The following is a 22,374-nucleotide window of genomic DNA, read 5'->3' as shown; positions in this document are numbered from 1 at the left end:
GGCGCGTAGGTCTAGATGTCGTGCTTGCGAATGTTCTTGAGCATCTTCAAAAGCGTGGCGATGAGCGCGGAATATTCGGCGTCGTCGATATCGTCGAACATCGCCTCGAAGGCATCGTGCATGGCCGGCCAGGCGCGGGTGAACTCGGCGCGGCCGTCGTCGGTCAGGAACACGTGGCGGATGCGGCTGTCGGTGACGCCCTGTTCGCGCCGTACCAGGCCCTGGCCCTCGAGTGAGTCGAGCGTCCGGCTCAAAGTCGACTGCTCGATGACCGTATAGACCGAGAGGTCGTTGACGGTGATGCCGTCGGTGACCGACAGCACCGCCAGCGTGCGCACCTGCGGAATGGTCAGGCCCTGCTTGCGGAAATCGTCGCGCAAGGTGGCATTGTAGCGGCCCATGATGCGGTTCATCAGATAGGGCGCGAATTGCTGCAGGCCGATCTGCCCCAGGGTCGAAATGCGCTGGCGCTTCTCAGTGACCTTCTCTTCCATCACAGCCTCCCCGCCAGGAGAAAGCCGGAACCGCCGCCAAGGCCCGCGCCCGGGTGGGTCGAGGCGCCGATATGGTAGAGGCCCTTGATGCCGGTCTGATGGTTGCGGCTGGTCTTGAACGGCCGCCAAAGGAAGGACTGGTCGATGGTCGAGGAACCGCCATAGGGATCGCCGCCGACCAGATTGATGTTCATCGCCTCGAGATCGGCCGGCGAATAGGCGCGCCGCGCAATGACGCTGTCCTTGAAGCCCTCGATATGGCTGGCGAGGATCGCTTCAGCGCGATCGGCATAGGCTTCGCGCAGCACATCGGTCCATTGCCCGTCCGCTGGTGCCTGCAGCTTGCCGGCGGCGTCGCCCTTGATGTGGCGAGGCGCCTCGGGTAGTTGCAGCCAGAGGACCGCCTTGCCTTCCGGGCAGCGCGACGGGTCGAGCGCATGCGGCTGGCCGACACAGATGGTCGGCACCTCCGGCAGCATGCCGCGCGCCGCCTCGTTGCAGGATTTCGAGACGCCATCCAGCCCAGGCGTCAGATGCAGCAGTGCCACCTTTACCAGGCCTTCGCCCCGCCATGCTGGCGATTTGTCCAGGGCGTAGTGGATCTGGAAATTGCCTTTGCCGTAGCGGTATTTCCGCGTCGCCTCGACATCGGCTTTGGGAGCATCCGCGCCAAGCAGCCTGCCATAGAGCTGCGTCGGGGTGACCGAGCAGATGACGCTCTTGTTGGCCGTGATTGTCTCACCCGAGGCCAGCAGCACGCCGGTTGCCCGGCCATTGCTTTGAACGATCGAAGCGACGTCGGCGCCGGTGCGGATGTCGCCGCCGCGTTCCCGGATCAAAGCCTCGAAGGCCGCCAGCAGGTTTTTTGCCCCGCCCTTGACGATCGGCGCGCCCGCCGCCTCAAGCGCGAAGGCGATAACCCTGGCGATCTGGCCGGAGAACGCATCTTCAGGGCCTAATCCAGCATGCAGTACCCAGGGTGCCCACAACGCACGGATGGTTTCGGACTGGTAGGTGCTTTCGAGCCAGCCGCGCGCCGGCACGAGTGCCTCGCCGAGAAAGGCGGCAAGGCCACGCGGGCCACGCCGCCAGCCATCACCGGCCAGCAGCTTCGCTGTCGGATAGGACCACAGGCTGCCGCCGAGCAGGCCGAACAGCAGGCCGGCATTGCGCTCGATGCCGCCGACATCATCCGTGTGCCGGTCACCCTCGCCTGCCGCGATCGCATTAAGGGCGACGACGTTGGCGGCACGGTCGGTGCTGAGCACGGCATGGCTGCCGTCCGGCCGCAGCACGCCGGTCGGCGTTCCCGTGTGGCAGAACTCCAGCCCGTGGCGCGCGAGGTCGGCGCCCAGTGCCGCAAAGGCCGGCGAGGTGATGAACAGCACGAAGGTCGTCGCCATCACGTCATGGATGAAGCCGGGCGCGGTGATCTCCTCGGTGCGCAGGCAGCCGCCGATGCGGTCGTTGCGCTCGAGGACGAGCACACGCGCCCCTTTGCCGCCAAGCATCGCCGCGCAGACCAGCGCGTTGATGCCGCTGCCGACGATGATGTGATCCGGCTGGGTCACGGCAAACGCTTTCGCTTAGCCCTTCGACACCAGCGCCAGCGCGCGGATCGGGCTGCCGGTGCCGTGCTCGATCTTGAGCGGCGCCGCGATCAGGATGGCGCCCTTCGGCGGCAACTGGTCGAGGTTGCAGAGGCTGGCGAGACCGTAGCGGTTGGCCTTGTGCATCAGCGTGTGCGCCGGGAATGGCGGCTCCATGCCGCCGGCCTTGCCGGCATCGGTGCCGATCGTCTCCGAGCCCCAGCCCTTGATGTCCTTGCTGATCAGGAACTGGATGGCTTCGGCCGTCGGGCCGGGCGTGTGCGGGCCGGTCTCGTTGGCGTTGAGGAACTCGGCTTCCGAGCCGTTGCGCTTGTACCAGTCGGTGCGCATCACCACCCATTCGCCGGCATTGATCGCGCCATGCTCGGCTTCCCAGGCCTTGATGTGGTCGACGGTGAGCAGGAAATCGTGGTCGGCGGCGGCTTCCTTCGAACAGTCGATGACATTGACCGGGCCGACGAAGTTCTGCGCCGGAATGGTGTCGGTGGCGCCGTCCGGATAATCCTTGCCGGAAATCCAATGCTGCGGTGCGTCGAAATGCGTGCCCGAATGCTCGCCGAGCTTCAGCCAGTTCCAGGCCCACCACGGACCGTTCTTGTCGTAACGGGAAATGTTGTGGATCTCGACCTTCGGCGTGTCGACGGCGAGTTCCGGCGGCAGCTTGATCAACGGCGTGTCCGGCCCGAGCGGCGCCGACAGGTCGACCACCTTGATGGCGCCTGAAAGAAGCTGGCCGGCGACTTCGCCGAGGAGTTTTTGCGTATCCATGGTCTGAAGTTCCCTCTTTCGTGTGATGATCAAGGCTCGTCTCGGCCCTTAATATCCTACTAGACGAAAACATATGCATCTGCAATTATCTTTAAGCATAAAGGAAATGGGGACGAGGCGTGAGCCAGTTCGACGCCATCTTTGTCGGGGCCGGCCACAACAGTCTGGCATGCGCCGCGCATTTGGCGCTCAAAGGCTGGAAAACCGGGATTTTCGAGGGCAGCGCAACAATCGGCGGCGCCGTCCAGACGCGCGAATTCACCCTCCCCGGCTTCCGCCACGATTTCGGCGCGATGAATCTCAGCCTCTTCGCCGGCTCGGCCTTCCACCGGAAATATGCAAATGAATTGAAAGCGCAGGGGCTGGAGTTCGCCCCGGTCGTCGACTGTTTTGCCAGCGCATTCCCCGACGGACGCTGGTTCGGCGTCAGCAACGATCTGGAAAAGACCGCCGCGCGCATCGCCGCCTTCTCCGCTGCCGACGCCGCCACATGGCGCAGGCTGGTCGCCGCCTTCCCGGCGGAGGCCGAGCATCTGTTCCGGCTGCTGGGTTCGCCGATGAGTGCCCGCGCGCTTGCCGGCACGGCGTGGAACCTGTGGCGCAAGAAGGGCATTGCCGGCGCGCTCGATACGGGCCGGCTGCTGCTGTCCTCACCCCGCGCCTGGCTGGAGGAGAATTTCGAGTCGCCGCATATCAGGGCAACGCTCGCCACCTGGGGCATGCATCTCGACTTCGCGCCGGACATCGCCGGCGGCGCCGTCTTCCCCTATCTGGAATCGATGGCCAACCAGAGCTTCGGCATGGTGCTGGGCAAGGGCGGCGCCGACACCATCATCAAGGCGCTGTCGGGCATGGTGACCTCCGCCGGCGGCAAGATTGTCACCGGGGCCGAGGTAGCGGAAATCACGGTTTCAGCCGGCAAGGCGACCGGCGTGCGGCTCGCTTCGGGTGAAACGCATAGCGCCACCAAGGCGGTCATCGCCGGCGTCGCGCCCAAGGCGCTGACCGGCAAGCTGCTGGCGAACGGTTCGGGCGATGCCGGCTTCGATACGGCGATGCAAAAATTCCGCCATGCACCGGGCACCATGATGATCCATCTGGCCCTCGACGATCTGCCGGACTGGCGCGCCGGAGCGGAGCTTCGGCAGTTCGCCTATGTGCATCTGTCTCCGTCGCTCGACGCCATGTCGCGCACCTATCAGCAGGCGATGGCGGGCATGCTGCCGGACCAGCCGGTGCTGGTCGTCGGCCAGCCGACGGCGATCGACCCGTCGCGGGCGCCTCAGGGCAAGCATGTGCTGTGGGTGCAGGTGCGCATGCTGCCCGCCGAAATCCTGGGCGATGCCGCCGGCAAGATCGCGCCGGACCGTTGGGACAAGGTGAAGGAAGCCTACGCCGAGCGTGTCCTCGACATCATCGAGACCTATGCTCCCGGCCTGCGCAACAAGATCCTCGGCCGCGCCGTGTTTTCACCCATCGATCTCGAGCGCGAGAACCCCAACCTCGTCGGCGGCGACCAGGTCTGTGGCAGCCATCATCTGGCGCAGAACTTCCTGTTCCGCCCGGCGCGCGGCTATGCCGGCTGGAACACGCCGGTGGCGCATCTGCACCTCACTGGAGCCGCGACATGGCCGGGCGCCGGCACCGGTGCGGCGTCGGGCTTCATGCTCGCACAACAGCTTGGCGGGAGGTAGGAGCCGAGGATTTCCTTGAGGCTACAAGGGGCAAGGCGCTGCTGCCCAAGAAGCCTGAACCAATGAACTAAGACGCCGCGCGCAGAAACAAAACCAACAAGGGGAACGACCATGACAATCAACAGACGTGAATTGCTGGGATACAGCGCCGCGGCACTCGGGGTGGCCGCCGTCGGCCTGCCGCCGATCGCTAGGGCGGCTGCCGGCGAACTGACCATCGCCTACAACGTCAATCTGCCATCCTGGGATCCAACCACCGGCCCCTCGGCCGTCAACCCGACCATCCAGGGGCTGTACCAGTCGGTGTTCGACCAGTTCATCCCACAGAAGCCCGACCTTTCCTTCGCGCCGGGCCTGCTCACCGAATGGGGCTGGAACGACGACCGCACCAAGATCATGATGACGGTGCGCGAGGGCGTGACCTGGCATGACGGCTCGCCGTTCACGGCCGAGGACGTCGTCTGGTCGCTGCAGCGGGCAGGCGACGAAAAGACCGGCAACCCGATCCAGTTCGTCTGGAAGAACGTCAACAACTTCAAGATCGACGGCAACAAGATCACCGGCGACGTCGTGCAGTTCGACCCGGTCTATTTCAAATGGATGTCGTTCCTGACCGGCTACATCATGCCGAAGGCCTACTACGAGAAGGTCGGCGCCGAAGGTTTCGAGAAGGCGCCGATCGGCACCGGCCCCTACATGGTGGAAAAGTTCGAGCGCAACGCCTTCCTGCGGCTCAAGGCCAATCCGAACTATTGGGGCGGCAAGCCGGCCTTCGAGAATGTGACGATCAAGTTCGTCGCCGACGCGGCAAGCCGAGTCGCAGAGATCGAATCCGGCTCCTCGCAAGTGACGCTCGAAATTCCCTATGAGGAGTATGACCGGCTGATCGCCAAGGACGGGCTTGCCGGCTCCTGCAAGAACGTTTCCGACATCGGGATGATCTTCTTCAACGACATCGAGGCGATGCTGGACAAGAACGTCCGCCAGGCCGCCGTGATGGCCGTCGACAAGAAGCTGCTGGTCGATCGCCTGCTGCGCGGCTACGGGCAGCCGATCGATACACTGGAAACGCCGGAATACGCATCCTACGACGCGTCGATCAAGGTCGAGCACAATCCGGAAAAGGCCAAGGAATTGCTCGCCGCTTCCGGCTATTCGCCGGAAAAGCCGGTCAAGTTCACCATCCAGACGACCAAGGGCTTCAAGCCCAAGGACTATGAGATGATCCAGGCGATCGTCGGCATGTGGCGCAAGGTCGGCATCGAGGCGACGATCGAAGTCTACGAGATCGCCAAGCACTACGAACTGCGCGCCGCCGACAAGCTTGCGCCGGCCGCCTTCTACAATTGGGGCAATGCCATCGGCGATCCGACCACCTCGACCGGCTTTGCCATGTATGGCCCGAGCCCGCATTCGGTGTGGGACAGCCAGGATTTGATCGACATGATCAACCCGCTGTGGGGCGAAAAGGACGAGGCCAAGCGCATCGCCGGCTGGAAGGCTGTCGACAAATACATCGCCGAGCAGGCCTATGTGCTGCCGCTGATGCAGTATGCGCAGCCGATCGTGCATGCCAAGGGCGTCAATGTGGTGCAGCATGTGTCCGGCGCGCTGCTGCCGGCCCTGATGACCCCGGCCTGACCAATATGGGAAGGCGCCCCGTCGCGAGACGGCGTGTCTTCTCCCAACTTGCGCAGGGCCCCTCATCCGGCCCTTCGGGCCACCTTCTCCCCGCTGGGGAGAAGAGACTGGTTCAGCCGTCAGCGACCTCTTCTCCCCTCGGGGAGAAGGTGGCCGCGAAGCGGCCGGATGAGGGGGCTGTTCGTTCGATCAATCACTGAAACGCATTAGGCCTGCGCCAGAATGCTCCTGCAAAGATTCATGATCCGTCTTCTGACGATGCTGATCACGCTGTTCGGCGTGGCCGTCGTCGTCTTTGTCGTGATCCGCGTCGCACCCGGCGATCCGATCGCCATGATGCTGCCGCCCGGCGCGACGGATGCCGACATTGCCCGGCTGCGCGCGCTCTACGGCCTCGACAAGACCATCGTCCAGCAATTCTTCATCTGGCTGTCGGGCGTGGCCCGGGGCGATTTCGGCACTTCGATTTCGCTGCGGCAGGATGTGCTGGGTCTCGTCTTCAACCGGCTGCCGGCGACGCTGGAACTCGCCATCGTCGCGCTTGTGATGGCGGTGGCGATCGGCGGCACGACGGCGATCATCGGCGCGCGCGAACGCGGCACGGCGGTCGAGGCCGGCATCGACATCGCCAGCGGCGCGGCGCTTTCGATTCCCGATTTCCTGTGGGGCCTGGTGCTGATCCTGTTGTTCGGCGTGCTGGTGCCGATCTTCGACATTTCCGGGCGGGTGTCGCCGCAACTGGACCTGCCCTTCGTCACCCAGTTCTATCTGTTCGAGAGCCTGTTGCGCCTGCGCCTCGACCTCACTTGGGATCTGCTGAAGCACATGCTGATGCCGGCCGTGGCGCTGGCGCTGCCGCTGGCAGCAATCATCTCGCAGCTGCTGAAACAGTCGCTGAAGGAAGTGCTCGACCTCGACTATGTCGTGCTGGCACGGGTGAAGGGTTTTTCGGAAACGCAGGTCATCCTGCGCGAGGCCTTGAAGAATGCCGCTTTGCCGACGCTGACACTGGTCGGCGTGCAGTTCACCTTCCTGATCGGCGGCACCGTCATCGTCGAACGGCTGTTCTCCTATGAGGGCCTCGGCAATATGGCGATCGACGCGGTCATCAACCGCGACCTGCCTTTGATTCAAGGCATCGTGCTGGTCTTCGCGCTGCTGTTCGTGCTGATCAACCTCAGCGTCGACATGATGTATGCGCTGCTCAATCCGAGGCTGCGCCATGGATGAGGGCCGTGCTCGAAGGCGAGGTGTGTCGCCACGCCTGTGGCTGGCCGGCGGCTGGCTGCTGCTGGCGCTGTTGGCCGCGATCTTCGGTCCGCTTGTCGCGCCCCAGGATCCGCTGGCACAGGATTTGATGCTGGAACGACTGCCGCCATTCTGGATGAATGGAGCCGAACCCGGCTATTGGCTCGGCACCGACAGCCTCGGCCGCGATCTGTTGTCGAGGTTGATCTTCGGCGGCCGCATCGCTTTCATCGTCGCCTTTGCCGCAGCCGTCGCGGCGTGCCTGGTCGGCTCGACGCTGGGCCTCATCGCAGGCTATTTCGGCGGTTGGGCCGACCGCATCATCTCGCGCATCGTCGATGTCTGGATGGCGTTTCCGCCGGTGCTGTTCGCCATCCTGCTGGTGGCGGTGCTCGGCACCGGCCTGGGTTCCGTCATCCTCGCTATCGCCATCATCGACTGGACGCGCTTTTGCCGGGTGATCCGTGCCGAGGCGATGGGCCAGTCGCGCATGGACTATGTCGAGAATGCCCGCATTGCCGGCTACGGCCGAATCGGCATCATGCTGCGCGAAGTGCTGCCCAATGTGGTGCCGTCGATCGTCGCATTGCTGTCGCTGGAAATGGGCATCGCCGTCATCGTCGAGGCGATCCTGTCCTTCGTCAATCTGTCGATCTCGACCGACGATCCGACCTGGGGCGGCATCATCGCCGAGGGCCGGCTGTCGATCCATCAGGCCTGGTGGGTGCTGGTGTTTCCGCTGATCACGCTGATCCTGACCGTGCTGTCGTTCAGCCAGTTCGGCGAGGCGCTGAAGACGCGTTTCGATCCGGTGCTGCGATGAGCGCCTGCCTCGACATCAGGGATCTGAGTGCGGTGCTGCCCAACGGCCAGCGCGTGCTGCGCTCGGTGTCGCTCTCCGTTCAGCCCGGCGAAGTGCGCGCGCTGGTCGGCGAGAGCGGCGCTGGCAAGACGATGATCGGCAAGGCGGTGCTCGGTGTGCTGCCGTCGAGCGTGCGCATTGTCGAAGGCGACATGCTGCTCGAGGGTGAAGACCTCGGCAAATTGCAACCCAAGGCACGACGCACGCTGATCGGGGCGCGCACGGCGCTGATCCCGCAGGACCCGCTGACCGCGCTCAACCCGTCGCGGCGCATCGGCTCGCAGATGACCGACCGGCTGGTGCGCATCCTCGGCTGGAGTGGCGAGAAGGCCGATACCCGCATCCGGCAATTGCTGGACGAGGTGCAAATCCGCGATCCCGACCGCGTGCTGAAGAGCTATCCGCACGAACTTTCCGGCGGCATGCGCCAGCGCGTGCTGATCGCTGCCGCCTTCGCCGCGGAGCCAAGGCTGATCGTCGCCGACGAGCCGACCACGGCGCTTGATGTGACCGTGCAAAAACAAATCCTGCGGCTGATCGTGCAGTTGCAGCTCGAGCATGGCACGGCGATCCTGTTCGTCACCCATGATCTCGGCGTCGTCGCCAAGATCAGCCAGAGGGTCTCGGTGCTTTATGCCGGCAAGGTGGTGGAGGAGGCCGACACGGCGGCCCTCTTCGCAGCACCGCAGCACCCCTACACGCGAGCGCTGATGGCGGCGACGCCACGCTACACCGATCCTTTCGCCTCGCTGAAGCCGGTGGACGAGGCGGTGCTAGCCGGGCTTGCTTCAGAGATTGCTGCCGCAGACCAAGCCTGGAGGCGGCCGCATGGTTGAACCGTTGTTCTCCGTGCGCGGGCTGAAGGTCGCGCTGCCCGACATGACGCGCAAGCCACTGATCGGCCGCGCGCCATTGGTCGAAATCCTGAAGGGCCTGGATTTCGACCTGCCCAAGGGCTCGGTGACCGGCATTGTCGGCGAATCCGGTTCCGGCAAGTCGACGCTCGGCCGCGCCTTGGTGCGCCTGCTGGAGCCCAACGCCGGCAGCGTCACTTTCGACGGTCGCGACATCACCCATCTGCCGGAAGCGGAGCTGCGGCCGCTGCGCCGCAACCTTCAGATGATTTTTCAAGATCCGATGTCGTCGCTCAACCCGCGCCGCACCATTGCCAGCATCATCGCCGCACCGCTCAAGCAGAATGGCCTCGGCGACAATCTCAAGGCGCGCGTGGCTGAGGCGCTGCAGCGTGTCGGCCTGCCGCAAAGTTTCGCCAGCCGCTACCGCCACGAACTGTCGGGCGGCCAGCGCCAGCGCGTCGGCATTGCGCGCGCGCTGGCGCTGTCGCCGAAATTCGTGCTGGCCGACGAGATCGTCTCCGGCCTCGACGTGTCGACGCAGGCGCAGATCCTCACCCTGCTGGAGAAGCTGGCGGCGGAGATGGGCCTGACCGTCGCTTTCATCAGCCACGATCTGTCGGTCATTCGGCGGCTGTGCCGGCAAGTGATCGTCATGCGCGAGGGCGTGATCGTCGAGGCGAGCACCACCGACGTCTTGTTCGACAATCCACGGCAGGCCTACACGCGCGACCTGATCGCAGCCATTCCGCTGCCCGAGATCGATGCTGGCTGGCTGGACATCCCCGCCGCCGCCAAGGCGCCGACATGAATGCATACGCACGCCGAAGAGCGGGCCTCGGGCGTGCGACCACAAAGACCCAAGTCCCGCCAAATGGAGAGGACTGACATGAAGACCACTATCGCAATTGCAACGCTGGCCGCCGCGATGCTCGGCAGCGCCGGCATGGCCTCGGCGGATTCGATCCCGGGCATGCGCGGCCACGACCACACCGGCATCACCGTTCCCGACATGAAGCAAGCGGTCGACTTCTTCACCGAAGTGGTCGGCTGCAAGAAGGCGATGTCGTTCGGTCCGTTCGCCGACGACAAGGGCACCTTCATGCAGGATCTCCTGGGCGTCGACCCGAAGGCGGTGATCGAAGAGGTCACCATGGTGCGCTGCGGCTATGGATCGAACATAGAGCTGTTCAAATACACAGCACCGGACCAGAAGGACCTGACGCCGAAGAACAGCGACATTGGCGGCTTCCACATCGCCTTCTATGTCGACGACGTCGCTGCCGCCAAAGCCTATCTCGAAGGCAAGGGCGTCAAGACGCGGATGGGGCCGCTGCCGGTCAAGGAAGGGCCGGCCGCCGGCCAGACCATCCTCTATTTCCAGGCGCCGTGGGGACTGCAACTGGAAGCGATCAGCTATCCCGATGGCATGGCCTATGAGAAGGACGCCGAGACGGTGCTGTGGAGCCCGAAGAACCCGGAAAAGTGATCCGGCAGCGCGCTTGCGCGATGACACGCAGGCGCGCTTTCGCCATGTCAGGATAATCGTTTTGATATAAAACTTTAAGCTTGAAATATCTTGTTGCCGGCGCGATACTGAACTCCAGCAAGCGAAGAGGAGATCGCAGACATGAAGGTTGCGGTTCTCGGCGGCGGACCAGCCGGCCTCTACTTTGCCATTTCGATGAAGCTGAGGGACGCCGCGCACGATGTGACGGTGTTCGAGCGCAACCGCGCCGACGACACGTTCGGCTGGGGCGTCGTGCTGTCGGCCGAGACGCTCGACAATCTGTCGAAAAACGACCCGGTCAGCGCTGTCTGGATCAAGAAGCACTTTGCCTACTGGGACGACATCGCCGTCATCCATGACGGCGTGCGCACGGTCTCGTCAGGTCACGGTTTCTGCGGCATCGGCCGCAAGCGGCTGCTGGTCCTGCTGCAGCGCCGGGCGCGCGAACTCGGCGTCAAGCTGATGTTCGAGACCGACATTGCAGATCCCAAGCCCTACATGGAGACGCATGATCTGGTTGTCGCGGCCGACGGCCTGAACTCCAGGGCGCGCAACAGTTTCGTCGACATCTTCAAGCCCGACATCGACACCCGCAAATGCAAGTTCGTCTGGCTCGGCACCAACCAGAAGTTCGACGACGCCTTCACCTTTATCTTCGAGAAGACCGAGCATGGCTGGGTGTGGGCGCACGCCTACCAGTTCGACAGCGACACCGCGACCTTCATCGTCGAGTGCAGCGAACAAACCTGGGCTGCCTTCGGCTTCGGCGCGATGTCGCAGCAGGAATCGATCGCCCTTTGTGAGCGGATCTTCGAAAAACATCTCGGCGGCCACGCGCTGATGACCAATGCCAACCATATCCGTGGTTCCGCCTGGATCAATTTTCCGCGCGTGCTGTGCGAGCGCTGGTCGTACAAGAATCTGGCACTGATGGGCGATGCGGCGGCATCGGCGCATTTCTCGATCGGCTCCGGCACCAAGCTGGCCCTGGAAAGTGCCGTGGCTCTGGCCGAGTATGTCGAAACCGAGCCGGACCTCGACGCCGCCTTCCGTAGATATGAGGATGCCCGCCGCACCGAGGTGCTGAAGCTGCAATCGGCGGCGCGCAATTCGCTCGAATGGTTCGAGGAGGTCGAGCGCTATCTCGGCCTCGATCCGGTGCAGTTCAACTATTCGCTTTTGACCCGCTCGCAGCGCATCAGCCATGAGAATTTGCGGCTGCGCGATGCCGAATGGCTTGAAAGCGCGGAGGAATGGTTCCAGCGCCAGGCGGGCGCCGGCGGCAACACCCTGCGCCGCGCGCCGATGTTCGCGCCGTTCAAGCTGCGCGACATGAGGCTGCAGAACCGCGTCGTCGTCTCACCGATGGCGCAGTACAAGGCCGTCGACGGTTGCCCGACCGACTGGCATTTCACCCATTATGCCGAGCGGGCCAAGGGCGGCGCAGGGCTCCTCTATATCGAGATGACCTGCGTCAGCCCGGAAGGCCGCATCACGCCTGGTTGTCCCGGTTTCTATGCGCCCGAACATGAGGTGGCGTGGAAGCGGCTGGTCGATTTCGTCCACACCGAGACAGAAGCCAAGATCTGCGCCCAGATCGGCCATTCCGGCGCCAAAGGTTCGACCCGGCTTGGCTGGGAAGGCACCGACGTGCCGCTGGTCTCCGGCAACTGGCCGGTGATCGCCGCCTCGGCCGTGGCGTGGTCGCCGCAGAATCAGGTGCCGAAGGCGATGGATCGCGCCGACATGGACCGCGTGCGCGACGAATTCGTGGCTTCGGCCGAGATGGCCGATCGTTGCGGCTTCAACATGCTCGAGATCCACGCTGCGCATGGCTATCTCTTGTCGTCCTTCATCACGCCGGTCACCAACCGGCGCACGGATGAATATGGCGGTTCGCTTGACAATCGGATGCGCTATCCCCTCGAAATCTTCCGCGCGGTGCGCGCTGCCTGGCGGGCGGAGAAGCCGATCTCGATGCGCATTTCGGCCAATGACTGGGTGGGCATCGAGGGCGTCACACCGGCCGACGCGGTGGAGATCGCACGGCTGCTGCACGAGGCCGGCGTCGACATCTGCGACGTCTCGGCAGGCCAGACCTCGGCACTGGCCAAGCCTGTCTATGGCCGCATGTTCCAGACGCCGTTTTCCGACCGCATCCGCAACGAAGTCGGCATGGCGACGATGGCGGTCGGTAACATCTACGAGCCGGACCATGTCAATTCGATCCTGATGGCCGGCCGCGCCGACCTCGTCGCACTGGCACGGCCGCATCTCGCCGATCCCTACTGGACACTGCATGCCGCCGTCACGCTCGGCGACCGTGGTGTCAAATGGCCGGATCCCTATCTGCCCGGGCGCGACCAGCTCTACCGTCTGGCCGAGCGCGACGCCGCAGCGGGGCTGAAAGTATGAGTACCGCCGCGACGATACCCGGCAAGCATGCGCTGGTCACTGGCGGCGGCTCCGGCGTCGGGCGGGCCATCGCGCTGGCGCTGGCTGCTGCCGGCATCGACGTCACCATCTGCGGCCGCCGGGAAGCGGAGCTCGCTGAGGTGGCCGGCGAGAACGACCGCATCTTCGGCATCGCCGCCGACGTCACCGATGAGGCGGCGATGGCGTCGCTTTACGAAAGGGCGCAGGCCGCGCGCGGACCCTTCGACATCGTCGTCGCCAATGCCGGCATGGCCGGCAGCGCCCCGGCGCACAAAACCGCGCTCAGCGACTGGCAGCGAACGCTCGACGTCAATCTGACCGGCGCCTTCCTGACGGTGAAGCCGGCGCTGGCCGGCATGGCCGTGCGGAAAACAGGACGAATTGTTTTCATCGCCTCGACCGCCGGCCTGAAAGGCTACGCCTACGTCGCGCCTTACGTCGCCGCCAAGCACGGCGTCGTCGGCCTGATGCGGGCGCTTGCCGCCGAAACGGCGAAATCGGGCGTCACCGTCAACGCGGTGTGCCCAGGCTTTGTGGAAACCGAAATGCTGGAAGAGTCCATCCAGCGCATCATCGAGAAGACCGGCCGCTCGGTCGAGCAAGCGCGGTCAAGCCTCGCCTCTACCAACCCGCAAGGCCGCTTCATCCAGCCGGATGAGGTCGCCGCCGCCGTGCTGTGGCTGTGCGGCGACGCCGCCCAGTCGATCACCGGACAGGCGATTTCCATCTCAGGAGGCGAAACATGGTAGCCGGCCCCCTGCCCGCGCCGTCGGGACCCGGCAAGGACCACTTGCGGCTGTGGATCAGGCTGCTGCGAGCCTCGCGCACGATTGAGGCCGAGCTGCGCGAGCGGCTGAAGAAGGAGTTCAACACGACGCTGCCGCGCTTCGACGTGATGGCCGCCCTCTATCGCGCGCCGGAAGGCATGCTGATGAGCGACCTGTCGCGTTTCCTGCTGGTCTCCAACGGCAATGTCACGGGCATCGTCGACCGGCTGGTTTCGGAAGGACTTGTCGCCCGCGCAAGGCGCAATGGCGACCGCCGCACGTCGATGGTGCGGCTGACCGAGGAAGGCGCGCAGGCATTTGCCGCCATCGCTGCGGCGCATGAAGGCTGGATCGGCGAATTGCTGGGCAAGGTCAGCGAGGACGACGCGCGCCGGCTGACCGGCATGCTGACCTCGTTCCGCAGCAACTGGGAGGGACGCGAATGACCGCAATGGCGGGGCGCAAGCCGAAGCATTTCCTGTGGGAGGTCGAGGGCAGGATCGCCAAGGTCCGGCTCGACCGGCCGGAGCGCAAGAACCCGCTGACCTTCGACAGCTATGCGGAACTCCGCGACACGTTCCGCGACCTCGTCTATGCCGACGATGTCGACGCCGTGGTGTTCCTCTCCAATGGCGGCAATTTCTGCTCCGGCGGTGATGTCCACGACATCATCGGCCCGCTGGTCAATATGGACATGAAGCAGCTTCTCGCCTTCACCCGCATGACCGGCGATTTCGTCAAGGCGATGCTGAATTGCGGCAAGCCGATCATTGCTGCGGTCGACGGCGTCGCGGTCGGCGCCGGCGCCATCATTGCGATGAGCTCCGATATCCGCATCGCCACGCCGGAAGCCAAGACCGCGTTCCTGTTCACCCGCGTAGGCCTCGCCGGATGCGACATGGGCGCCTGCGCGATCCTGCCGCGCATCATCGGCCAGGGCCGCGCCGCAGAACTGCTCTACACAGGCCGCACCATGACGGCGGCGGAAGGCGAACGCTGGGGTTTCTACAACCGGCTGGTCGATGCCGCCTCGCTGGAGGCCGACACGCTCGATATGGCGGCGCGCATCGTCTCCGGCCCGACCTTTGCACACGGCATCACCAAGACGCAGCTCAACCAGGAATGGTCGATGGGTCTCGACCAGGCGATCGAGGCGGAAGCCCAGGCACAGGCGATCTGCATGCAGACCCGCGATTTCGAGCGCGCCTACAAGGCGTTCGTGGCCAAGGAAAAGCCGGTGTTCGAGGGGGATTGAGGATGATGCATTCCGTGGAGACGTCGGCGGGACAGCGCCCCCCTCTGTCCTGCCGGCGCCGTAGAGCGCAGGGCCTGGAGAATAGCGGTGGAAGCACCCATGCCTGACCGCTCCTTCCTCTCCTGGCCGTTCTTCGAAGACCGCCATCGCAAGTGGGCCGAGCAGCTCGACGTATGGTGCGCGAAAAACCTGCCGGTCTCCCACCATGATGTCGACGCCGCCTGCCGCGAGCTGGTCAGCAAGCTCGGGCGAGACGACTGGCTGAAGCCGACGGCGATCGACCCAGACAATCCTGGCCCCCTCGACGTCCGCACTTTGTGCATCACGCGCGAGACGCTGGCGCGCCATGACGGGTTGGCCGATTTCGCCTTCGCCATGCAGGGGCTTGGCACCGGCGCGCTCAGCCTGTTCGGCACGCCGCACCAGCAGCAATGGCTTTCGAAGACGCGTGCCGGCAAGGCGATATCAGCCTTTGCCCTGTCGGAACCGCGCTCGGGATCGGATGTCGCCAACACGGAAATGACGGCGACCCGCGACGGCGACAGTTACGTTCTGTCGGGTGAAAAGACCTGGATCTCCAATGGCGGCATCGCCGACCTCTATGTCGTCTTTGCCCGCACCGGCGAGGCGCCGGGCGCCAAAGGGCTTTCCGCCTTCCTCGTGCCTGGCGACGCCAGGGGCCTTGGCATCGCCGAACGGCTGGAAGTGATCGCGCCGCACCCGCTGGCGCGCCTGTCTTTCGATCAGGTCCGCCTGCCCGTCGCCGCGCGGATCGGCAAGCCCGGCGACGGCTTCCGTATCGCCATGTCGGTGCTCGACGTGTTCCGCTCGACCGTTGGTGCGGCGGCACTTGGCTTTGCTCGCCGCGCACTGGATGAAAGCATCAAACGGGTGTCCGAACGCAAACTGTTCGGCGCGCCAATGGCCGAACTGCAGATGGTGCAGGGTCATATCGCCGAGATGGCGCTGGACGTCGATGCCGCGGCGCTGCTGGTCTACCGCGCCGCCTGGACCAAGGACATGGGCGCGCCCCGCGTCACCCGCGAGGCGGCGATGGCCAAGCTGTTTGCCACCGACAAGGCGCAAGAGGTGATCGACAAGGCCGTGCAGCTGCATGGCGGCGACGGTGTCCGCAAGGGCCATATCGTCGAAAGCCTGTATCGCGAGATCCGCGCGCTGCGCATCTACGAGGGTGCCTCCGACGTGCAGAAAGTGGTGATCGCGCGGCAAGTGATGGGCGCGGCCTGACGGCAGAGATTTTGACGAGCGTTCGATTTTGAAAATTGGGTTTTGGAATACCGGGAGGTTTTGAATGCACAGGATTCTGCAGCCCGAAGGCTGGGCAAAACCTGTCGGCTACGCCAATGGCGTCGCGGCACGCGGGCAGCTCGTCTTCGTCGGCGGACAGGTCGGCTGGAACGGGCAATGCCAGTTCGAGACCGACGATTTTGTCGGCCAGGTGCGGCAAACGCTCGAGAATATCGTCGCGGTGCTGGCGGAAGCCGGTGCCGGGCCGCAGCACATCACCTCGATGACCTGGTATTTCACCGACAAGGCCGAGTATTTGGCCAACCTCAGGGGCATCGGCGAGGCCTATCGCGAGGTCATCGGCCGGCATTTTCCGGCGATGGCCGCCATGCAGGTGATGGCGCTGGTCGAGGATCGCGCCAAGGTGGAGATCCAGGCAACTGCCGTCATCCCGGAATAGGTGTACTGATATTCAGGTGATGCCGGTCTGCAAACGGCAGCTTCCTGCGCTTCCGGTGCTCGCGTACGAAAAGTACGCTCCGCTCCGGTTCTCGTAACCCACCGTTTTCGACTCGGCCTGACCTGAATCTCAACACACCTTCGGCTATACGCGCAGTCCCGCTTGCCGTAAAATCGGCAGTACGTGATCGCAGAAATAGGGCAGTTCTTGCGTGTAGTTGACGAAGGACAGCGCGATGCCCTGGTAGCCGTGTCCGGCGATGGCGGCCATGTCGGCGGCGATCGTTTCAGGCGTTCCGATCAGCGGGTAGGTGCCGGCGCCGCCGGCGAAGCGCTGCCGGTAGCGGTCATAGGCGTGCGGGTCGTGGGACTGCGAGAATTCCTTCTTGCCGGCCATATGGGCATCGACCGCATCGTGGTCGGCCATATCGACGGCATAGCGCGTGTAGTAGGCCTGCGCCTCTTCCATGGTAGGGCGGCAGACGACATGCGCCACCGTGTAGACACCGACATCACGGCCTGCCTTGTCGGCCCGCTCGCTGATATCGGCGACATGCTTGCCGGCATCGCTCATTTCCGAAAAGGTCGTGAACAGATAATCGCACCGGGCGGCGGCGAAATCGCGGCCCGGCCCGCCGAATGCGGCGTTCATGGTCACGGGGCGGGGAACCTGCAGGCTGGCCGGCCGGCTGACAGCCTCCTTGAGGCGATAATAGGTGCCTTCGTAATCGAGCGGTTCGGCCGAGGCATAGAGCTTTTCGAGGATTTCGATCCATTCGGCCGCCTGGTCATAGCCCTTCTCGACCAGCGGCGTGCCGAACATGCCGAATTCCTTCGGGTTCCAGCCGCAGACGATGTTCAAGCCCGCGCGGCCCTGGCTGATATGGTCGACCGTCGCCAGCGCCTTGGCGGCATAGAGCGGATGCACCAGCGGCACATGCACGGTCATGAACAGGCCGATCTGCTCGGTAGCCACAGCAAGCGCCGCCGCCCATGTGAAGGTTTCGAACGACCATTCGCGCACCTTGTTGCGGCCGCCAAAACCGCGCCAGCGCGCGATCGGCAGCATGAACTCCAGCCCTGCGCGGTCGGCGATCTGGGCCGCGGTCACATTGTCCTGCCAGTTTGCCGTCCAGCGTTCCGGAACGTCTGTGATAGCAAGGCCGCCATCGGCATTGGTCGAAAAGACGCCAAGCTTCAATCTGTTCGGGCCGTGCAAAGGGTGTGGTTTGTTCATGTCGCGACCTCCCGGCGAGAGAGCACACGCTAGGCCCGTGCCGAGATATTTCAAGCCTGAAATAGCTTCGGGTCGCCATCGCTCGCGGGTATCGGTTCCAGCGGGCCGCACGGTGTCCGCCACGCAACCGACACCGCAGCTTTTTAAGCTTAAAACTTTCGCCTTGAAAAGCGCCGCACTTTGGATAAGCATTCCACAGTCGATGGCGATTGCCTTGCCGGACGGGCTTGCCGGCCAGTCCATCGTGCAGACCAGTCCATCGTGCCGGCCAGTCCATCGTGGGTGCTCCGGGTGGGAGTCTCAGTTCTTGTCGTTCATACTGTCCCAGTCATCATCCAATGCGCGCCATGCCTTCGATGACGTGCGCGCGCAGATCCGCGATCTGCAACAAAAAACGTCGCCAACCATGACCGCATTGGTCGCTGCCATGAATTGACGCCCTGCGGTGCGGGGCGGCAAAAAACCGTGCGGGAGCAACCCGCCCGATCAACAACAGAGGGAACACAAATGAGCTTCACACGTCGCAAATTGCTTCTTCTCGCCGCCGCCATCGGCATCGCCGCCGGCCCCGCCACCGCTTATGCCGCCGATGTGCTCAATGTCGGCGCCTACCCGACCAATCCACCCTTCGAGTACAAGAACGAGAGCGGCACTTTCGAAGGCTTTGAAGTCGACATCGTCAACGAAGCCGCCAAGCGCATCGGCATGACCACCGATATCGCCGATCTCGGTTTCCAGGCACTGTTTGCCGCCACCACCTCGAAGCGCATCGACGTCGCCATCTCGTCGATCACCATCACGGCGGAGCGGCTGAAGTCACAGTCGTTCACGCAGCCCTATTATGATTCGGACATGGGCATCGCCACCAAGACCGACAGCGCGATCAAGGCCGAGGCCGACCTCAAGGGCAAGATCATCGGCGTGCTGTCCGGCTCGACCGGCGAAACCTGGGTCAAGGCGCATCAGGAAGCCGATGGCTTCAGCGACGTGAAGGGCTACGACACGCAGCAGAACCTGCTCCTCGACCTCAGCGCCGGCCGCGTCGATGCGGCCGTCAGCGACATTCCGGGCATGGAGTATTCCTTCACCAAGATGAAGGACCTGGTCGTCAAGGAGCGCATCAAGACCGGTGAGCAATACGGCCTGATGATGACCAAGGACCACCCGCTGCTCGGCAAGCTGAACGATGCGCTGAGCGCGATGAAGAAGGACGGCACCCTGGCCGCCATCCACAAGAAGTGGTTCGGCAGCGACGCGCCGGCCGACTCCTCGACCATGAAGGAAATGCCGCTGCCGAAGGCCTGATCTGAAAGCTGCGCTGACATCGTGCCGGCTTTCCAGGCCGGCACGATTCATTTCATGCTCCAGCGCCGGCTTCCGCGCCGACTGCCTCGCCATCGGGCGAGGCATATTGGTTTTAACCTGAGCATGATTGCTCTCGGGTTCGGGAACGCTCCCATGTCGCTGCTGGATACCTTCTTTAACCCCGACGTCATCATGTCCAGCCTGCCGGCGCTGCTGCGCGGCTTCCTGAACACGCTGCTGCTCGGCATTTTGAGCATCGGCATCGGGATCCCCATCGGCCTGGGGATCAGCCTGGTGCGGCTCTATGCGCCGAAGCCGCTGCGCTGGCTCGCGGTCGGCTACACCGACATCTTCCGCGCCCTGCCGGTGCTGGTCGTGCTGATCCTGATCTACTACGCGCTGCCCTTCCTCGGCATACGCCTGTCGTCCTGGGCGTCGGCGGTGACTGCCTTCGCCTTCATCATGTCGGCTTACTCGGCCGAAGTGTTCCGCTCCGGCATCGAAAGCATTCCGCGTGGCCAGTTCGAGGCGTCGCAGGCGCTTGGCCTGCCGTTCCTCCTGACCTTGCGCAAGGTGGTGCTGCCGCAAGCGATCCGCGTCGTCATCCCGCCGATGACCAGCAACTGCGTCTCGATGTTCAAGGACACCTCGCTCGCCTCCACCGTGGCGCTGCCGGAACTCTTGAAGGAGGCGACCAACGCGCAGTCGCTCTACGCCAACCCCTCGCCGCTGATCGGCGCAGCCCTCGTCTATCTCATCTTCCTCTGGCCGATGGTCCGCCTCGTCAGCCTGCTTGAAGAGCGCTTCAAGACCGAAAAGAAGCGCTGACCTCCGCCACCTGATCCCCGCCCAAGTCCTTTGCAGGAGCCTACCCGTGAACAAGCACCAGACCGACAATGCGAATGCCACCGCGTTCCCCGTCGACGCCATCCGCGCCATGTTTCCAGCTTTACAGCGGGCTGGCGACTTCATCTTCTTGGACAATGCCGCCGGCGCGCAAATTCCGCAGAGCGTGCTCGACGCGGTGACCAACCATCTGGTTTCGCACAATGTGCAGCGTGGCGGCCGTTATGGCCGCAGCGTCACTGTCGACCAGTCGGTCGCCGATGCGCGGACAAGCGTCGCGCTGCTCATCAACGCCTATAGCCCGGCGGAAATCTGCTTCGGCATGAACGCCACCTCGTTCATCCGCCTGGTCAGCCTCGGCATCGGTCAGATGCTGCAGGAGCGCGACGAGATCGTCATCACCGACATGGACCATGATGCCAACATCGCGACCTGGCTGGCTCTGGAGTCCGCCGGTGCAAAGTTCAAATGGTGGCGCATGCGCGAGGACGGCAATCTGCATGTCGACGACCTTCGCCCGCTGGTTTCCGACCGCACCCGTCTCGTCGCCAGCACGGTCACCGCGCATTCGATCGGCTCGATCGTCGATGTCGCCGCGGTGGCCGAGATCGCACATGCGGCCGGCGCCGAAGTGTTCCTCGACTGCGTGCATTACGGACCGCACGGGCTGATCGACGTGCAGGCCTGGGATTGCGACTATCTCGTCTGCTCCGGTTACAAGAATTTCTCGCCGCATATGGGCTTCCTGTGGGGCCGTTTCGAAACGCTGAAGCGGCTGCCGACCTTCCGCGAGGATTTCATCCCCGACGAGCCGCCCTACAAGGTCGAGGCCGGCACCTTCATCTACGAGAACGTTTCCGGAATGGATGCCGCCGTGCAGTATCTTGAACTGATCGGCCGCAATCTGGCGCCGTCCAACAACCGCTCGCGGCGCGACAACATCGTTGCCGGCATGGGCGCCATCCGCGACTATGAGCTGGTGCTGGCGCGTGAGATGCTGGCCGTGCTGAAAGGTTGCGGCGCGACCATCTACGGCGTTGCCGACGAGGCCCGCATCAATGAGCGTGTGCCGACCTTCTGCTTCAACATCGGCAGACTGTCGCCGCAGCGGGTCGTCGAGGAAATGGCCGAGATGCAGATCGGCATCCGCGACGGCCACATGTACGCGCCGCGACTGATGAAGCGTCTCAACCTCTCAATGGACAGCGGCGCCATCCGCGCCTCCCTGGTCCACTACAACACCGTGGGCGAAATCCACAAGTTCGGCGAGGCGCTGCGCGCCATCATCGCCAAGCTGTCGTGATCGGCGTCTAGAGCGAGATGCAGTCAGGCCGAACCGCGTGGGCTCCATCTACCTTCAGCGCATTTGGTGCGACGCCAAGTTATTCCACCTAGCTGAAAACGCTCCAAGTCAAAACTCGGTCGGCTGGCAGCCGCAAATGGCTGGTCAGAAATGGACGCTAGGACCGCGCCAGAAGCGGCCATTCGGATATGCATTTCGGAACGATGGGAACGGGGCCGACAACGGACTGTCAGCATTTATCGGTAGAATGGCTATTGGGTCGGCCAGGCTCTCATCGCGATATCAGCGATGCGGTGGAGTTCGTCTGGCTGGGCTCCGCTCGCGGCCTCGACGGCGATGCCGCGCAGAATTGCAACCAGGTATCCTGAGAGGGCAGCTGTATCGGTGTCCTTGCCGACATCACCGTCTATCTGAGCACGTTCGAGACGTTTAGCTATCTGGTTTCTAAGTTGCCCGCGTCGAAGATTTGTCTCCTTGCGGGCCGACGCGCTGTCGTCGCTCCCTATCAGGGCACCATGCACCATAAGGCAACCTGGCGGATTTCTCGTGTCGGAGTGGAACGCGCATGCACCATATATCAGCCCCGCAGCAAGCGCGCGTGCAGTTGGCGCGTCCAAGGCATTCTGGATGAAATGCGACGTCTCGCGGTCATAGCGGTCGAGCACCTTCAGGAACAACTCTTCCTTGTTGCCGAACGCCGCGTAGAGACTGGGGCGCGTAATGCCTAGCTCTTCAGTAAGGTCAGTCAGCGATGTGCCCTCGTAGCCCTTGCGCCAGAAAAGCCGCATCGCCTGCACGAGTGCTTTCTCGGTATCGAACTCTCTCGGCCTGCCCATA

22 protein-coding genes are annotated in these 22,374 nt (G+C 63.9%); 17 read left to right on the top strand and 5 right to left on the bottom strand.

Annotated elements, in window-relative coordinates:
* Window positions 1–11: 11 nt before the first annotated feature.
* Genes AC0L2U_RS08950 through AC0L2U_RS08940 form a run of 3 tightly spaced genes read right to left on the bottom strand, consistent with a single transcriptional unit; the run spans window position 12 to window position 2,872 of the window.
* A complete protein-coding gene (locus tag AC0L2U_RS08950; protein ID WP_292189333.1) occupies window positions 12–494 on the bottom strand; it encodes a MarR family winged helix-turn-helix transcriptional regulator in 483 nt (160 codons plus the stop codon).
* A complete protein-coding gene (locus tag AC0L2U_RS08945; protein WP_473601748.1) occupies window positions 494–2,065 on the bottom strand; it encodes a phytoene desaturase family protein in 1,572 nt (523 codons plus the stop codon). Before AC0L2U_RS08945 ends, AC0L2U_RS08950 begins: the two co-directional genes overlap by 1 nt.
* 15 nt (window positions 2,066–2,080) lie before the next feature.
* Window positions 2,081–2,872, bottom strand: coding sequence for a cyclase family protein (locus AC0L2U_RS08940; protein ID WP_256745904.1), 792 nt, complete (start codon window positions 2,870–2,872; stop codon window positions 2,081–2,083).
* Between the two features lie 119 nt (window positions 2,873–2,991).
* On the opposite strand from AC0L2U_RS08940, the gene AC0L2U_RS08935 reads away from it, so the two are divergent.
* The 13 genes from AC0L2U_RS08935 to AC0L2U_RS08875 all read left to right on the top strand — a co-directional run bounded on the left by AC0L2U_RS08935 (window position 2,992) and on the right by AC0L2U_RS08875 (window position 16,847).
* A complete protein-coding gene (locus AC0L2U_RS08935) occupies window positions 2,992–4,566 on the top strand; it encodes a phytoene desaturase family protein (protein ID WP_473601747.1) in 1,575 nt (524 codons plus the stop codon).
* Window positions 4,567–4,677: 111 nt separating this feature from the next.
* Window positions 4,678–6,207 carry an ABC transporter substrate-binding protein gene (locus AC0L2U_RS08930; RefSeq protein WP_128287531.1) on the top strand — a complete coding sequence of 510 codons (1,530 nt, stop codon included), beginning with the start codon at window positions 4,678–4,680 and terminating at the stop codon, window positions 6,205–6,207.
* Between the two features lie 222 nt (window positions 6,208–6,429).
* Complete coding sequence (locus AC0L2U_RS08925) at window positions 6,430–7,437, top strand: ABC transporter permease (RefSeq protein ID WP_127381535.1); 1,008 nt, start codon at window positions 6,430–6,432, stop codon at window positions 7,435–7,437.
* On the top strand, window positions 7,430–8,278 hold the full coding sequence (locus AC0L2U_RS08920; RefSeq protein ID WP_473601746.1) for an ABC transporter permease: 849 nt from the start codon (window positions 7,430–7,432) through the stop codon (window positions 8,276–8,278). The genes AC0L2U_RS08925 and AC0L2U_RS08920 overlap by 8 nt, the downstream gene beginning before the upstream one ends.
* Window positions 8,275–9,153: an ABC transporter ATP-binding protein gene (locus tag AC0L2U_RS08915; RefSeq protein WP_128287530.1), complete on the top strand. Its 879-nt coding sequence runs from the start codon at window positions 8,275–8,277 to the stop codon at window positions 9,151–9,153. The genes AC0L2U_RS08920 and AC0L2U_RS08915 overlap by 4 nt, the downstream gene beginning before the upstream one ends.
* The gene (locus AC0L2U_RS08910; protein ID WP_292701028.1) at window positions 9,146–9,982 is read left to right on the top strand and encodes an ATP-binding cassette domain-containing protein; all 837 of its coding nucleotides are present in this window, start codon (window positions 9,146–9,148) and stop codon (window positions 9,980–9,982) included. Before AC0L2U_RS08915 ends, AC0L2U_RS08910 begins: the two co-directional genes overlap by 8 nt.
* 78 nt (window positions 9,983–10,060) lie before the next feature.
* Window positions 10,061–10,660, top strand: coding sequence for a VOC family protein (locus AC0L2U_RS08905; protein WP_127808064.1), 600 nt, complete (start codon window positions 10,061–10,063; stop codon window positions 10,658–10,660).
* 141 nt (window positions 10,661–10,801) lie between these two features.
* On the top strand, window positions 10,802–13,096 hold the full coding sequence (locus AC0L2U_RS08900) for a bifunctional salicylyl-CoA 5-hydroxylase/oxidoreductase (RefSeq protein ID WP_473601745.1): 2,295 nt from the start codon (window positions 10,802–10,804) through the stop codon (window positions 13,094–13,096).
* Window positions 13,093–13,866 carry an SDR family NAD(P)-dependent oxidoreductase gene (locus AC0L2U_RS08895; RefSeq protein WP_292139042.1) on the top strand — a complete coding sequence of 258 codons (774 nt, stop codon included), beginning with the start codon at window positions 13,093–13,095 and terminating at the stop codon, window positions 13,864–13,866. The genes AC0L2U_RS08900 and AC0L2U_RS08895 overlap by 4 nt, the downstream gene beginning before the upstream one ends.
* Window positions 13,860–14,330, top strand: a complete 471-nt coding sequence (locus AC0L2U_RS08890) for a MarR family winged helix-turn-helix transcriptional regulator (protein WP_473601744.1) — start codon at window positions 13,860–13,862, stop codon at window positions 14,328–14,330. The genes AC0L2U_RS08895 and AC0L2U_RS08890 overlap by 7 nt, the downstream gene beginning before the upstream one ends.
* Window positions 14,327–15,139 carry an enoyl-CoA hydratase family protein gene (locus AC0L2U_RS08885; protein ID WP_473601743.1) on the top strand — a complete coding sequence of 271 codons (813 nt, stop codon included), beginning with the start codon at window positions 14,327–14,329 and terminating at the stop codon, window positions 15,137–15,139. Before AC0L2U_RS08890 ends, AC0L2U_RS08885 begins: the two co-directional genes overlap by 4 nt.
* Window positions 15,140–15,238: 99 nt before the next feature.
* Entirely contained in the window at window positions 15,239–16,387 is a 1,149-nt protein-coding gene (locus AC0L2U_RS08880) for an acyl-CoA dehydrogenase family protein (protein WP_128362778.1), read from the top strand.
* 64 nt (window positions 16,388–16,451) lie between these two features.
* The gene (locus tag AC0L2U_RS08875) at window positions 16,452–16,847 is read left to right on the top strand and encodes a RidA family protein (RefSeq protein WP_473601742.1); all 396 of its coding nucleotides are present in this window, start codon (window positions 16,452–16,454) and stop codon (window positions 16,845–16,847) included.
* Window positions 16,848–16,991: 144 nt separating this feature from the next.
* Here AC0L2U_RS08875 and AC0L2U_RS08870 read toward each other — a convergent pair whose 3' ends face one another.
* Window positions 16,992–18,083, bottom strand: a complete 1,092-nt coding sequence (locus tag AC0L2U_RS08870; RefSeq protein WP_128287525.1) for an LLM class flavin-dependent oxidoreductase — start codon at window positions 18,081–18,083, stop codon at window positions 16,992–16,994.
* A 112-nt stretch (window positions 18,084–18,195) separates the two neighbouring features.
* Between AC0L2U_RS08870 and AC0L2U_RS08865 the strand changes: the two genes are divergently transcribed.
* From AC0L2U_RS08865 to AC0L2U_RS08850, 4 genes are all read left to right on the top strand, one after another.
* On the top strand, window positions 18,196–18,519 hold the full coding sequence (locus AC0L2U_RS08865; RefSeq protein ID WP_127322019.1) for a hypothetical protein: 324 nt from the start codon (window positions 18,196–18,198) through the stop codon (window positions 18,517–18,519).
* A 71-nt stretch (window positions 18,520–18,590) separates the two neighbouring features.
* Complete coding sequence (locus tag AC0L2U_RS08860) at window positions 18,591–19,388, top strand: ABC transporter substrate-binding protein (RefSeq protein ID WP_127268313.1); 798 nt, start codon at window positions 18,591–18,593, stop codon at window positions 19,386–19,388.
* Between the two features lie 153 nt (window positions 19,389–19,541).
* A complete protein-coding gene (locus AC0L2U_RS08855) occupies window positions 19,542–20,216 on the top strand; it encodes an amino acid ABC transporter permease (protein WP_023811481.1) in 675 nt (224 codons plus the stop codon).
* Window positions 20,217–20,262: 46 nt separating this feature from the next.
* Window positions 20,263–21,537: a cysteine desulfurase-like protein gene (locus tag AC0L2U_RS08850; RefSeq protein ID WP_127808072.1), complete on the top strand. Its 1,275-nt coding sequence runs from the start codon at window positions 20,263–20,265 to the stop codon at window positions 21,535–21,537.
* A gap of 251 nt (window positions 21,538–21,788) precedes the next feature.
* On the opposite strand, the gene AC0L2U_RS08845 is transcribed toward AC0L2U_RS08850, so the two are convergent.
* Window positions 21,789–22,373, bottom strand: a complete 585-nt coding sequence (locus AC0L2U_RS08845; RefSeq protein ID WP_245481810.1) for a TetR/AcrR family transcriptional regulator — start codon at window positions 22,371–22,373, stop codon at window positions 21,789–21,791.
* Window position 22,374 lies beyond the last annotated feature (1 nt).

This window comes from Mesorhizobium sp. WSM4808, assembly GCF_055811675.1.
The sequence above is the reverse complement of the archived record's forward strand: the minus strand, read 5'-3'. Positions and strand labels throughout refer to the sequence as shown.